The sequence below is a fragment of the Streptomyces sp. NPDC101393 genome (assembly GCF_044767385.1).
GTDB lineage: Bacteria > Actinomycetota > Actinomycetes > Streptomycetales > Streptomycetaceae > Streptomyces.
This window is the reverse complement of the sequence record NZ_JBIWNU010000011.1, coordinates 198743-210800: the sequence shown is the minus strand read 5'-3', so window position 1 is coordinate 210800 and position 12058 is coordinate 198743. Positions and strand designations below refer to the sequence as shown.

Annotated in this window: 12 protein-coding genes; 7 read left to right on the top strand and 5 right to left on the bottom strand. The window is 70.3% G+C overall.

Going from position 1 to position 12058, the window contains the following annotated elements:
- Positions 1–42: 42 nt before the first annotated feature.
- Entirely contained in the window at positions 43–1245 is a 1203-nt protein-coding gene (locus ACIRQ7_RS31535) for an erythromycin esterase family protein (protein ID WP_404266027.1), read from the bottom strand.
- Between the two features lie 58 nt (positions 1246–1303).
- On the opposite strand from ACIRQ7_RS31535, the gene ACIRQ7_RS31530 reads away from it, so the two are divergent.
- Complete coding sequence (locus tag ACIRQ7_RS31530; RefSeq protein ID WP_404266026.1) at positions 1304–2053, top strand: TioE family transcriptional regulator; 750 nt, start codon at positions 1304–1306, stop codon at positions 2051–2053.
- A 128-nt stretch (positions 2054–2181) separates the two neighbouring features.
- Here ACIRQ7_RS31530 and ACIRQ7_RS31525 read toward each other — a convergent pair whose 3' ends face one another.
- From ACIRQ7_RS31525 to ACIRQ7_RS31510, 4 genes are all read right to left on the bottom strand, one after another.
- A complete protein-coding gene (locus ACIRQ7_RS31525; protein ID WP_404266025.1) occupies positions 2182–3120 on the bottom strand; it encodes a methyltransferase domain-containing protein in 939 nt (312 codons plus the stop codon).
- A 69-nt stretch (positions 3121–3189) separates the two neighbouring features.
- Positions 3190–3579: a nuclear transport factor 2 family protein gene (locus tag ACIRQ7_RS31520; RefSeq protein ID WP_404266024.1), complete on the bottom strand. Its 390-nt coding sequence runs from the start codon at positions 3577–3579 to the stop codon at positions 3190–3192.
- Between the two features lie 219 nt (positions 3580–3798).
- Positions 3799–4215, bottom strand: coding sequence for a nuclear transport factor 2 family protein (locus tag ACIRQ7_RS31515; RefSeq protein WP_404266023.1), 417 nt, complete (start codon positions 4213–4215; stop codon positions 3799–3801).
- A 169-nt stretch (positions 4216–4384) separates the two neighbouring features.
- Positions 4385–5527, bottom strand: a complete 1143-nt coding sequence (locus tag ACIRQ7_RS31510; RefSeq protein WP_404266022.1) for a DUF4185 domain-containing protein — start codon at positions 5525–5527, stop codon at positions 4385–4387.
- A 383-nt stretch (positions 5528–5910) separates the two neighbouring features.
- Between ACIRQ7_RS31510 and ACIRQ7_RS31505 the strand changes: the two genes are divergently transcribed.
- The 6 genes from ACIRQ7_RS31505 (at position 5911) to ACIRQ7_RS31480 (ending at position 12030) form a co-directional block, all read left to right on the top strand.
- Entirely contained in the window at positions 5911–6804 is an 894-nt protein-coding gene (locus ACIRQ7_RS31505; protein ID WP_403669109.1) for a LysR family transcriptional regulator, read from the top strand.
- 190 nt (positions 6805–6994) lie between these two features.
- Positions 6995–8185: a CaiB/BaiF CoA transferase family protein gene (locus ACIRQ7_RS31500; RefSeq protein ID WP_404266021.1), complete on the top strand. Its 1191-nt coding sequence runs from the start codon at positions 6995–6997 to the stop codon at positions 8183–8185.
- Complete coding sequence (locus ACIRQ7_RS31495) at positions 8182–8961, top strand: crotonase/enoyl-CoA hydratase family protein (RefSeq protein WP_404266020.1); 780 nt, start codon at positions 8182–8184, stop codon at positions 8959–8961. Before ACIRQ7_RS31500 ends, ACIRQ7_RS31495 begins: the two co-directional genes overlap by 4 nt.
- A gap of 23 nt (positions 8962–8984) precedes the next feature.
- Positions 8985–9719, top strand: coding sequence for an acetoacetate decarboxylase (locus tag ACIRQ7_RS31490; RefSeq protein ID WP_403669101.1), 735 nt, complete (start codon positions 8985–8987; stop codon positions 9717–9719).
- Between the two features lie 55 nt (positions 9720–9774).
- On the top strand, positions 9775–10698 hold the full coding sequence (locus ACIRQ7_RS31485; protein WP_404266019.1) for a 3-hydroxyacyl-CoA dehydrogenase NAD-binding domain-containing protein: 924 nt from the start codon (positions 9775–9777) through the stop codon (positions 10696–10698).
- A gap of 144 nt (positions 10699–10842) precedes the next feature.
- Complete coding sequence (locus ACIRQ7_RS31480; RefSeq protein WP_404266018.1) at positions 10843–12030, top strand: acyl-CoA dehydrogenase family protein; 1188 nt, start codon at positions 10843–10845, stop codon at positions 12028–12030.
- Positions 12031–12058: the final 28 nt, after the last annotated feature.

Sequence of the window (12058 nt, the reverse complement as noted above, 5' to 3'; positions counted from 1 at the left end):
AGGCCGGACGATGCAAGCCCGGCGTGATCCGAACGGCAGTCCCTAGCTCTGCGGGACGTCCTTGACGAACACGATCCCGTCGCTGCCGGCCAGGTGGGCCGGGTCGAGCGGGGCGTAGCCGAAGTAGGGGGACACCCGGGGGGCGGGCCGCGCGTCGCCGAGGGCGGTGGCCAGCCGGGGGGCATCGACGAGGGAGCTGTCCTCCGGGAGCGCGTAGAGAAGGCCTTCGACGGTGTCCGGCGGCGGAGTGCCCACTCCCTGGTGCCGGATCGTGCCGAGGGCTGTGGCCAGGAACGCATACTCCTCGCCCAGGTGGGCGCTCACGAGTGCGCCGGCGCTCCACCACTCCACCGGCCCCTCCCACGTCTGCATCGAGCTCTTCTCCCGTTGGAGATGGGAGTTGTGGGCGTGGAGGAGTGCCGGGCCCCGAGCGGCGACGGCCAGGAGGTTGTCAGCCATCATCGCATCCCGCAGCGCGCACAGCCGCGAGATGCGGCTCGGTGCGGTGTCGGCCATCCAGAAGTGGTAGCGCAGCAGGCCGGTGGCGGTACGCCCGTACAGGCGCGCCTGGTCCCAGTCGTCTCGCGAGGTCGTCGTGATCAGGTGCGGCGTCTGCGCGTCGAGCAGCGCCACCAAATCGTCGGCGAGCAGCCGCAGTTCCTTGGCCGCGGCCGACCGCCCCACGGACCGGGCCGGGTCCATCATCGCGTCGGGACCAGTCCACCGGTCGTCGGCACCGAGCAGGCGGTCGAGCGTCTCCGCGGTGCAGGGGAGCAGATCCGTGTCCACCCGGGCCGCGAGGTAGACGTGCAGTGCGGTGAGGGCCTGGCGCGGGCTCGCGGCACCGGTGATCTCCAGCGGGCCGTCGAAACCGGCGAAGCGGAGCCGCTCGGACGCGGGCCGGCCGTCGTTGTACGCACGCATCCAGCGCACGAGTGCGCGGTTGGCCTCGGACGCGCCGAACCCGTGGCTGAAGCCCCGCTCCATGACCTCGTCGAGGGTGCCGGTGCCCGAGGTGACGTAGTCGTCGACGACCAGGCCCGCCATGCAGTCGCTCTCGATCGCGATCGTCCGGTAGTCCTCCTGCTCGACGAGTTGCCGGAAGAGGTCATTGCGCAGGTCGAGCAGAGTGTCCTCGCCGTGGGTGGGCTCGCCCAGGGCGAGCAGCCGCGGCCGGCCCGGGAGCAGCTTCATGACGGCGGCGGCCTCGACGGCATCGGCGGATTCCTTGATGTCAGTAGCCATGCCTTCAACGGTATCGTTGAACCTTCGGTGGAAACTTTCTCGCAATATTGGCAGGATCATGGGGCGAAACCTTCAAAGCAGCGAGCGGCTCCGGCCGATTGACCTGGCGCGCGGTCACGGCCTGTCCACGCAGGCGGTCAGGAACTACGAGGAGGCCGGCATCCTTCCGCCGGCCGAGCGCACACCCCACGGCTACCGCACCTACACCCCGCTGCACGCGCGGGCTCTGCGCACCTTCCTCGCCCTGGTGCCCGGCCACGGCCACCAGAGCTCGACGGCGATCATGCGGGCGGTGAACGAGGGTGTGGTCGATGAGGCGCTCCGCCTCATCGACGAGAGCCACGCCCAACTCCTTGAGGACCGGCGGACACTCCAGGCCGTGGAGAGCGCCCTCCGCGACCTGGAGCCCCTCGCGCCGTCCGGGCCCGACGCGGTGTCAGGGGGCGACGCGCCGTCCGGCCCCGGCGGCACCTTCATCGGGCCGCTGGCAGAGAGGCTCGGGATCCGGTCCGCGACGCTGCGCAAATGGGAGAACGCCGGACTCGTCCGCCCGCGGCGCGACGGGCGGACCGGATACCGCGTCTACGACGAGGCCGACGTGCGGGACGCCCGGCTGGCCCACCAGCTCAGGCGGGGCGGCTATCTGCTGGAGCAGATCGCCCCGCTGATCGCCCAGGTACGCACGGCCGGCGGGCTGGAGCCCCTGGAGGCCGCCCTGCGCGACTGGCACGGCCGGCTGTCCGCCCGCGGGCGCGCGATGCTGGCCGGTTCCGCCGAGCTGGACGCGTACCTCCGAGCACGCGAATGACGGCCCGTCAGGACGCGCCGCACACCGGCGGTGACCGGGTCCCCCTACGGGCCGGGGCGGTTCAGGTGCGGTGACCGGCCGGCGAGGCAGCATCTCCGGCCCCGCGACGACCGCGGCCGGACCACCGGTCACGGCGTGGGTCGTTGCGCGGTGACCGTGAAGTAGTCGAGGGTGCCTTCACGGTAGGCCCGCAGAAAGTTGCGCGGCCAGGCGCCGGGCTCCCACATGCGAGCCAGCCAGCGGTCCCAGCCGGGCCAAACCGACGCCCCGATCGAGGTGGCACGGACCCCGGTCAGGCCGGCTCGTTCAAGGCTGCTGGTGAGCTGCGGGATGCTGTGCGCGACGTCCAGGCCGGTGGTGTACGTGTCCAGCAGTTCGGCCAGCCGCCCGGGTCGGGCCGGGTCGCCGTCGGGGACGAAGAAGCTGGCGATGACGGCGCGGCCGCCGGGCCGCAGCACGCGTGCGGCCTCCCGGGCGAACGCGTCGAGGTCACGGAAGTGCTGGGCGGCTTCCACGCTGTACAGGCAGTCGAACTCGCCCTCCGCGAACGGCATGCTTTCCGCCGCGCCGCGCGCGAAGCGCAGCCGTTCGGGGCGGCGGGCCAGCAGTTCGGCGTTGGCCTGTTCCGCCCGCTTGAGCTGCTGCGGATGGATGTCCATGCCGGTGATGTGCGCGAAGCCGTACTCCTTGAGCGCCACGGCGCAGCCGACGCCCAGTCCCGACCCGACCTCCAGGGCCCGTGGCTCCGGTGCGGGTGCCAGGGTGGCCAGTACGTGGCGGTACAGGGCCTGTTGGCTGCTGATCCGGTCATGGTCGGTCAACGGCTGGTCGAGGTCGATGTCCTGCCAGTGGCCGAAGTTGATGAATCCCCCGCCGAACAGGGACGTCGAGCTGAGATCGGCCGGGCCGTAGGCTTCCTGGACCGCGTGGGGGATCGGGTACGGGGTCGTTCCTGGGCCTTGCGTCATCTGCACCTCCGCGATGTGGAGCGCGCCGCCACGGGGCGACGGCACACCCAGTCCTACCCATCCGCAGCGCGGCCGGCGCCGGAGGCTGATCTGCGTCATACACCTGTCTGTCGATTGATCACGCCGGGCTCGCGGGGTCCCTGATCCGGCGTGATCCACACGACAGACCTAGCGGAAGAAGGCGCTCATCCCGTCCACGTCGGAGAGGTAGCTGTCGATGGCGGCGATCTTGCCCTCGCGGATGGTGAGGACAGTTGCCAGATGCTCGTCGAGCGTGCGCCCGTCGGGAGCCACGGCGGTGTTGCGCAGTGACAGGGCGACACCGTGCCGGCCGACCAGGAGGTGGAGCAGTTGGGTCCGCAGGCCACGGCCAACGATCTCCTGGACCCTGTCGAGGGCGGCGGCGATGCCGTGAACCGTTCCCGAGATGGTCCCGGCGCCAGGCATGGTCCAGGCGATGTCCTCCGCGAAGAGGGCGCGAAGTGCCTGCCAGTCATGGGCGCTGTAGGCGGCGAGAAACTGCTCGGCCACCTTTGCGTCGCCGCTGTTCTCGGACATGTTGGCATTCTCCTCGCGTTCCGGGGGCATCGCCATCGACCGGCCAGGCGGCGAGGGCGTCGTGATCTTGACGATAGCCCGCACGACCAACCCCAACGCCCCGGTAGACAGGTGGTATCGCTACTCGGCTGCAGAGCCACCCATCGACCCGACGTGGGTGTCCGACCTGGCGCCGCCGGCCCTCGTGGCGTGGCACGTGCCCCACCCGAGGCCAGGGTGTCAGGGAGCGCACGCCGCCGCGATCGACAGGCTGTTCTCGTACAGGTGGTGCCGGGCGATCCGGCCGTCCTCAACGGTGAGGCGCAGCGCGAAGGGGCCTTCGAAGGACTTGCCCGTGGCGCGGACGGTCCCCAAGACGTGGCCCATCAGGACGGCGTCGGCCCCGTCGACGAGGAAGGTGTCGACGGACGCGCGGGCGTCCTCCGGCACGGCGTGCTCGGCCAACTCCTGGGCCTGGGCGGCGCATTCGGCCGCGGTGGAGCGGGGGCGGATCCACGGGACCCCGGGGTTCTCGGCGAGCAGCCAGTCGACGTCGTCGGCGAAGAGCGCGGTGAGCCCTGCGGTGTCCCCGGCGAGCCGGAGGGTGAGGAACTTCTGGACGGTGGCGCGGGTGGCATCCGCGGGGGTGGTGGTCATGGGCCCCGGTTTGTCGGGGTGCTGATGGAGCGTCGATTACGTCGGAGGTAATCGACCCGCCCCCCTGACACCCCGCCGTACGACCTCGCCCCCTCGCGGTCGGCCGATGCGGCGCCTGGCCGGACAACCGGGCGCCGCCGGAGGGCGACGCCCGAGGGGGTGGCCCGGCTCAGGACAGCATGTTGATCTTGTATTGCATGATCCGGTAGTTCCACGGGTCGTACCACTGGCTGACGACGATATGGAAGTTGCCGAACGTCGAGCCGGGGATGACGAATCCGCCGTACGGGCTCGCGACGAGGTTGGCCGCCTCCTGCCCCGGGCTGCCGGGCAGGATCATGGTCTGCTCCAGCGTCCTGGTCAGGTCCGACGTCGGGAGCGGGAAGACCATTGCCCGGATCGACAGCGCGTTCATGTTCAGCCAGGTGAGGACGTATTTGCCGTCCATCGCGCGGAAGCAGATCTCGCCCCACTTGCGGGTGCCGAAGACCGTCGTCGGGGGCGCGCCCCACCGCCAGCCGCCGTCGGCGTAGCCCCACGGCTCGTAGGCGTCCGCGTTGCCGAGGCTGTCCTTGCGCACCCGGTGCAGCAGCATCCCCGATTCCACGTCGCGGTTGAAGACCGTGGACAGGACATAGCAGTAGTCGCCGTCGGCCACGGCGTACGTCTTCTGCTGGAACTGGCCGCCGTGCAGGTCACCCGGCCACTGGCACAGGTACTCCCAGGTCTCGCCGTTGTCGGTTGAGCGCCAGAAGTCCGTGTGGTGGGTGTCGTAGATGACGCCGCGCATGAGGTGCATGTACATCACGCCGTCGACGACGAACACATCGGACGGGATCGCCGTCGTGGCCTTGTCGCCGACCGGGTTGTGCGGCTCGTCCACCAGGCTGTTGGCGTGCTTGCCCCCGACGCTGCCGTCGATACGCAGGTTGTTCAGGTCGGCGCTGTTGGAGCGCAGGCCGACTGGGGCGCGCCAGTCGTCGGCACCCTCGCCCGGCCGCGGTACGTGATCGCCGTTGAAGGTGTCTCCGCCGACGAACAACATGGTGCCGTTCGGGCAGAGCGCGGGAATGCCGAGGTCGGTCCACGGCGAGGCGAACGGGCCGGTCTCGGCCGGGCCGCTCAGATTCCTCACCTTGGTCGCGAGGGTCGGGCTGGTCGGGTCGCCCGGCCCGCCGGCCCTCGCTGCCGTGGCACCCGGGCCGACGATCCCCGCCCCCACGGCGGCGCCGATACCGATGCCGATCTTGAGGGCCTTGCGGCGGGAGTACCCGCCGGCCGTCGCGTCCTTCTCGTCCGGTAAACGCGTCATTCTGTCGATGCCTTTCGGAGCCGTCTCGGTTGCACCAGGAGAGGCCCTCGGTCGCGCTGTTCTTGACAAGGGCCGTAGGAAAGGATCCGCCAACTGCAGGTGGTGCGGGTGGTTTTGGTGGAATCCCGGGGAGAGCTGAACCCGCCTTGCTCGCGGTCGCGCAGCCCGTCGGCCAGGTCGAGCGATCGCGCCGTGACGTCGGCTCCGGCATCCCGGCCCGCAGACCTGGCTCACGGCAGGTCCCGCAGAATGCGGCGCCTGGAGCCTCACGGCGGGCGTCACCGTCGGTGCGGCTGCCGGTGTCCTCCAGACGGGCCTTCAGCAGGGCTGTCCTGCGGCACCACCGGTCCGGGGCCGTCGGCGGGCGCGTAGGGTGACGTGAAATGGAGATCTTTCACCTGCGTTATTTCGTCGCGGTGGCCGAGAACCTCAGCTTCACGAAGGCCGCCCGCCAGCTGCACATGGCGACCTCGCCGCTGAGCCGGCGTGTCCGGGATCTGGAGCAGGAACTGGGCACGGCGCTGTTCGAGCGTGACTCCCACCGGGTGGGGCTGACGCCTGGCGGTGCGGCCCTGCTGCCGATCGCGAAGGACGTGCTCTCCTCGTTCGACGGTATTCCCTGGCAGTTGAAGCAGGCGGTGGGCGAGGAGCGCCGGACGGTCTACATGGGGATCGCTCCGGGCATTCATCCGAGCGTCCGGGAACGGCTCAAGGCGCTTGAGGAGAACTGTGCCGAGGAGTACGTGATCAAACGCTGGCCTGGCGGGAGCAGTGAGCTGCTGGCCGCGGTCCGGCGCGGCCGGCTGGCCCTCGCGGTGGTCCATCTTCCCGTGCATGCGCCCGGCGTCCGCGTGCGGCAGGTGTTCGAGGAGCCGCTGGGCGCGGCGCTGCCGGCGGCCCAATTCGGTTCACGTGAATCGGTGGCCCTGTCGGAACTCCTCGATCTCACGTACGTCACGGTCGCGCCGGGGGCGATGCCCACCTATTTCGAGCAGATCTCCGTACGTCTGGCCGCGTCCGGAATCAATCGGCGTATGACGATCGACAGCGCCGACTATGGCAGTGTCCGTGAAATTGTCGCCAATGGTTCCGCCTTTTCCATCACCATGATGGATGCCGAGAGCCCCATGCGTCAGATGGATATCGGCGATTGTGTAATTCTCCCGTTCAGTGATTTCCGCCCGATGCTCGCGACGGGCCTGATCTGGCTCGATGACCGTGCTGAAGCAAGCGGTGACCTGCATGGACTCGTGGAGCAGATCGAGCGCGTCTTCTGACGCGGCGGTGCTCCCCGGGCTTCGCTGAATTTCTGGGATCGGCGTGACCGCTGCGGTCACGCCGCTTTTCGTGCATTGATGACACCGATTGATTGCCTCAGGCAATGAGGTCTTCCTAGTGTGGCGGGTGGAGCGAAAAGGATGTGCCGGAGAACGGTCCGGCACCACCCGATTTCCACGAGGAGAAATCATGGCCACAGGCGAGAGCGGAGCGACGGTCCCGGCCGGCGGACCGCTGACCGGCGTCCGCGTCATCGACCTGGCCACCGTCGTCATGGGCCCGTACGCGGCCCAGATACTCGGTGACCTCGGTGCCGACGTGATCAAGATCGAGTCGCCGCGGGACAACGTGCGGAACGGCACGACCCACCGCACTCCCGGCATGCCGCCACTGCATCTCAACGTCAACCGCAACAAGCGCAGCATCAACCTGAACCTCAAGGAGGAAGCCGACCGGCTCCGGGCCCTTGAACTGATCGCCGACGCGGACATCCTGATCTGCAATATGCGCATCGACGCGCTGCGCCGCCTCGGACTGGACCACGACAGCATCCGCGAGGCCAACCCCCGCCTGGTCTACGTCCACGCGCAGGGCTTCCGCCCGGACTCCGACCGCGCCCGGCTGGCCGCCTACGACGAGACCGTGCAGGCCGCGTCGGGGCTGGTCGACATCGCGCAGCGGGCCGGCGACATCGGAGTGCCCGCCGTCCTGCCCAGCATCTTCGCCGACAAGGTCGCGGCACTGACCATCGTCTACTCGGCGCTCGCCGCCCTCGTGCACCAGCGACTGACCGGCGAGGGCCAGCTCGTCGAGGTCCCGATGACCGACACGCTGCTGGCCTTCAACCTCGTCGAGCACCTCGCCGGACACAGCTTCGACCCGCCGCTCGGCGCGACCGGCTTCCCCAACTCCCTGCTCAAGGGGCACCGCGCCCGGCCCACGAAGGACGGCTACGCGATGGTCGTCCCCTACAGCGCGCAGAACTTCCGGGACTGCTTCCACGCCGTCGGACGGCCCGACCTGGCGGAGGACCCGCGGGTGGCCGGCGAGCAGATCGACGTCCCCGCCGACGCCGCCGACCTCCTGGAGCTGCTCGACACGGTCACCCCGGCCCTGACCAGCGATCAGTGGGCGGAGGTGTGCACCAAGCACAGCATCCCCTTCGCCCCCGTCCTGCGCCTGGACGAAGCCGCCGAGGACTCCTACGTGCGCGGCGGGCACCTGCTCGACGTCGCCGAGCATCCCACCGAGGGCAGCGTCCGCGTCATCGGCATCCCGATGAGCTTCTCCGCCACGCCCGGCTCCGTGCGCCGGCTCGCCCCGCTGGCCGGTCAGCACACCGAGGAGATCCTCGCCGAACTCGAAGGGAACCGCTCATGAGCAGCCCGCAGGAAGCCCCGGCCGTCCGCACGGAGACCGTCGGCCACACCCTCGTCGTCACCATCGACCGTCCCCAGGCCCGCAATGCGGTGAACGCCGCGGTCGCCCAGGGCATCGCCGAGGCCGTGGACCTGCTCGCATCCGACCCCGAGCTGCGGGTCGGCGTCATCCAGGGCGCGGGCGGCACCTTCAGCGCCGGCATGGACCTCAAGGCCGCAGCCCGCGGCGAGTCATCCGAGGCCCCGGGCAAGGGATTTGCCGGCATCGTCGAGGCCGAGACCCGCAAGCCGCTGATCGCCGCGGTGGAGGGCTTCGCGATGGGGGGCGGCTTCGAGATCGCACTCTCCTGCGACCTGATCGTCGCCGCCGAGGACGCGGCCTTCGCCCTCCCCGAGGTCAAGCGGGGCCTGATCGCCGGCGGCGGAGGCGCCATCCGCCTGCCCCGGCGCATCCCTCACCACCTGGCCATGGAACTGCTGCTCACCGGCCGCACCGTCACCGCGGCCCGCGGCGCCGAACTGGGCTTCGTCAACCAGGTCTGCCCCTCCGGCGAGGCACGCGGCACAGCCCTCGCCCTGGCGGAGGAGGTCGCGCGGAACGCACCGCTGGCCCTGGCCGCCGTGAAGCGGGTGGTCCGGCTCGCCGACGGCCGGGACGAACGCGAGGCGTTCGCCGCGCAGCGCGAGGAGACCGGCGCTCTCGCCCGGTCGCACGACGTCGCCGAGGGCATCGCCGCTTTCACGGAGCGGCGCGCCCCCCGGTGGACCGGACGCTGAGCACGATCGGAAAGAAGGCAGCCATGCGCACCGAAGATGTACGGAACGCGCTGATCACGCCGCTGACCCGGCCGGCGTACGCACCGGCCACCCCCCGGTTCACCGACCGGGAGTACCTCAGCATCGTCTACCGCACCGACCCCGCGGCACTGCGGGCCGTGGTGCCCGAACCGCTGGAGATCGACGAGCCGTTGGTCCGGTTCGAAATCATGAAGATGGGCGAGGTCACGGCCTTCGGTCCCTACGTCGAAGGCGGGCAGGCCATCCCGGTGCGGCTCGGCCGGGAACGCGGCGAGTACCTGCACGCGATGTATCTGGACAGCTTCGCCGCCACCGCCTCGGGCCGTGAGGTGAGCGCCTATCCCAAGGTGATGGCCCGGCCCGCGCTCTCGGTCGAGGAGGGCGCCCTGCTGGGGACGCTGGACCAGGGATCGGTCCGGGTCGCCACGGCGACCATGGGCTACAAGCACCACCCGATGGACCTCGCCGAGGCCCGGTCGCAGATCACCGTACCGACGTACATGCTCAAGTTCGTCCTCGGCTACGACCAGCGGCCGGTGGTCGCCGATCTGGTGCGCACCGAGATCACCGATGTGGTGGTCAAGGAGGCCCACACCGGTCCGGCCCGGCTCCAGCTGTTCGCGCATGTGCTGGCGCCGCTCGCCGACCTCCCGGTCCTGGAGATCGTTTCCGCGAGCCACATCGTCGCCGACCTCACCCTCGCCGGGATCGCCCCCGTCCACAACTACCTGGCGTGAGCCGCGCGGTGCGCACACCGCACCGCGAGCCGCACCTGTCCCGGAGGACACCGCCATGCGGAACCACACCATCAAGGACGTCGCCGTGGTCGGCGCCGGAACCATCGGCCTGGGCTGGTCGGCCCTGTTCGCCGCCCACGGCAGCACCGTCCGCCTGACCGACCCCCGACCCGATCTGGAGCAGTCGCTGACCGACGCGCTGCCGATGCTGGCCGGGAGCCTGGACACCACCGCGCAGGAGCTGCGCGCTCGCATCGAGGTCTGCCCGAGCCTGCGGGACGCGGTGCGCGATGCCGACCTGGTGCAGGAGAACGGCCCCGAACGCCTGGAGTTCAAGCAGGAGGTGTTCGCCGACATCGCGGCCGCCGCGCCCGCCGACGCGATCCTCGCCTCCTCCAGCTCCGGCATCATCGCCTCCGCCATCGCGCGGACACTGCCCGACGACATCGCCGCCCGGCTGCTGATCGCCCACCCGTTCAACCCGCCGCAGGTCGTCCCCCTCGTCGAGATCGTGCCGGGCGCGCGGACGGACGAGCGGAACGTCACGGCCGCCACGGACTTCTACCGGTCAGTGGGTCGCACGCCCGTCCGCCTGCACAAGGAGATCGAGGGCTTCGCGGCCAACCGGCTGCAGTCGGTGGTGCTCCAGGAATCCTTCCGCCTGGTGAGCCAGGGCGTGGTCACCGCCCAGGAATTGGACACCGTCGTGAAGGCCTCTCTCGGGGGGCGTTGGGCGACCGTCGGGCCGTTCGAGAGCTATCACCTGGGCGGCGGACCCGGCGGGATCCGCCACATGATCGAACACCTCGGCAAGGGCCTGGACCAGGAGGACGGCTCGTCCGGGATCACCAAGGAGGGCATCGCCCGGGTGATCGCGCAGACCGAGGCCGCCTACGGCACCGGCCCCGACGCCTACCGCGCCCGCGCCGAACGCCGCGACCGCCAGCAGATCGCCGTCAACCGCGCCGTCGTCGACTGACGAACCGTCACCGCCCGTTTCCCGCACCGCAATCCATCGGCAGGCACCGGAAGGCCAGCACCCTCCGCACCGAACCCGGTGGGCGCCACCACTCCTCGGCGACGCCCACCGGCGGCGCCACGCACACGAAAGCAGGTCCCTCCCATGACGCGACGTGTCAACACCAACCCCGACTTCTTCGGCTTCGCCGAACTGCTCAGCGACGCCGAGCGCGCCGAACTCGCCGAGATCCGCGAGTTCCTGGAGCAGGAACTGGCCCCGCTGGCGGACGAGGCGTGGGAGAAGTCGGAGTTCCCCTTCGAGGTCTTCGACAAGCTCGCCAAGCTCGACCTCGCCGGCCGGATGTACCCGGAGTACAGCAGCGGCCACGAGCGCCGCAGTGCCCTGTTCAACGGTTTCCTGAACCTGGAGATGAACCGCATCGACCCGTCCTTCGCGGTCGCCGGCGGAGTCCACTCCGGCCTGGCGATGGGCAGCATCCACGGCGGCGGCAGCCAGGAGCAGCGCGATCGCTGGATGCCGGACATGGTGGCCTACCGCAAGATCGGCGCCTTCGCCCTGACCGAGCCCGAGGGCGGCTCGGACGTGGCCGGCGGCATGCGCACCACCGCCCGCCGCGAGGGTGACTCCTGGGTGCTCAACGGTGCCAAGCGCTGGATCGGCAACGGCACCTTCGCCGACCTGGTCGTCGTCTGGGCACGGGACGAGGCCGACGGCAACGTCAAGGGCTTCGTCGTCGAGAAGGGCACCCCCGGCTTCACCGCCACCAAGATCGAGGGCAAGATCGCCCTGCGTACGGTGCAGAACGCCGACATCGTGCTGGACGGCGTCCGGGTGCCCGAGAGCAACCGGCTGCAGAAGATCAACAGTTTCCGGGACACCGCCGAGGTGCTGCGCATGACGCGCGGCGGTGTGGCATGGCAGGCCCTCGCCATCGCCGTGCGCGCCTACGAGCTGGCCCGCCAGTACTCCACCGAGCGCGTGCAGTTCGGCAAGCCCATCGGCGGCTTCCAGATGATCCAGGACCTGCTGGTGAAGATGCTGGGCAACATCACCGCGATGTTCGGCGTCGTCACCCGCCTGGCGCAGCTCTCCGAGGAGGGCCGTGACACCGCCGAACAGGCCGCGCTGGCCAAGGCGTTCACCACGACGCGGATGCGTGAGGTGGTGGCCTGGGCGCGTGAGCTCTTCGGCGGCAACGGCATCGTCCTGGAGTACGGGGTGGCCAAGCTCTTCGCCGACGCCGAGGCGGTCTACTCCTTCGAGGGGTCGCGCGAGATGAACACCCTCATCGTCGGCAAGGCCGTCACCGGGCAGAGCGCCTTCGTGTGAGCCGTCGGCCGGGCCGAGGCGGCTGTCC

What these genes read in the sequence shown, in the direction of transcription:
- ACIRQ7_RS31530 (WP_404266026.1), top strand. Translation starts at nt 1,304, where the DNA reads ATGGGGCGAAACCTTCAAAGCAGCGAGCGGCTCCGGCCGATTGACCTG.
- ACIRQ7_RS31490 (WP_403669101.1), top strand. Translation starts at nt 8,985, where the DNA reads ATGCGCACCGAAGATGTACGGAACGCGCTGATCACGCCGCTGACCCGG.
- ACIRQ7_RS31515 (WP_404266023.1), bottom strand. Translation starts at nt 4,215, where the DNA reads ATGACCACCACCCCCGCGGATGCCACCCGCGCCACCGTCCAGAAGTTC.
- ACIRQ7_RS31535 (WP_404266027.1), bottom strand. Translation starts at nt 1,245, where the DNA reads ATGGCTACTGACATCAAGGAATCCGCCGATGCCGTCGAGGCCGCCGCC.
- ACIRQ7_RS31480 (WP_404266018.1), top strand. Translation starts at nt 10,843, where the DNA reads ATGACGCGACGTGTCAACACCAACCCCGACTTCTTCGGCTTCGCCGAA.
- ACIRQ7_RS31500 (WP_404266021.1), top strand. Translation starts at nt 6,995, where the DNA reads ATGGCCACAGGCGAGAGCGGAGCGACGGTCCCGGCCGGCGGACCGCTG.
- ACIRQ7_RS31510 (WP_404266022.1), bottom strand. Translation starts at nt 5,527, where the DNA reads ATGACGCGTTTACCGGACGAGAAGGACGCGACGGCCGGCGGGTACTCC.
- ACIRQ7_RS31505 (WP_403669109.1), top strand. Translation starts at nt 5,911, where the DNA reads ATGGAGATCTTTCACCTGCGTTATTTCGTCGCGGTGGCCGAGAACCTC.
- ACIRQ7_RS31525 (WP_404266025.1), bottom strand. Translation starts at nt 3,120, where the DNA reads ATGACGCAGATCAGCCTCCGGCGCCGGCCGCGCTGCGGATGGGTAGGA.
- ACIRQ7_RS31520 (WP_404266024.1), bottom strand. Translation starts at nt 3,579, where the DNA reads ATGTCCGAGAACAGCGGCGACGCAAAGGTGGCCGAGCAGTTTCTCGCC.
- ACIRQ7_RS31495 (WP_404266020.1), top strand. Translation starts at nt 8,182, where the DNA reads ATGAGCAGCCCGCAGGAAGCCCCGGCCGTCCGCACGGAGACCGTCGGC.
- ACIRQ7_RS31485 (WP_404266019.1), top strand. Translation starts at nt 9,775, where the DNA reads ATGCGGAACCACACCATCAAGGACGTCGCCGTGGTCGGCGCCGGAACC.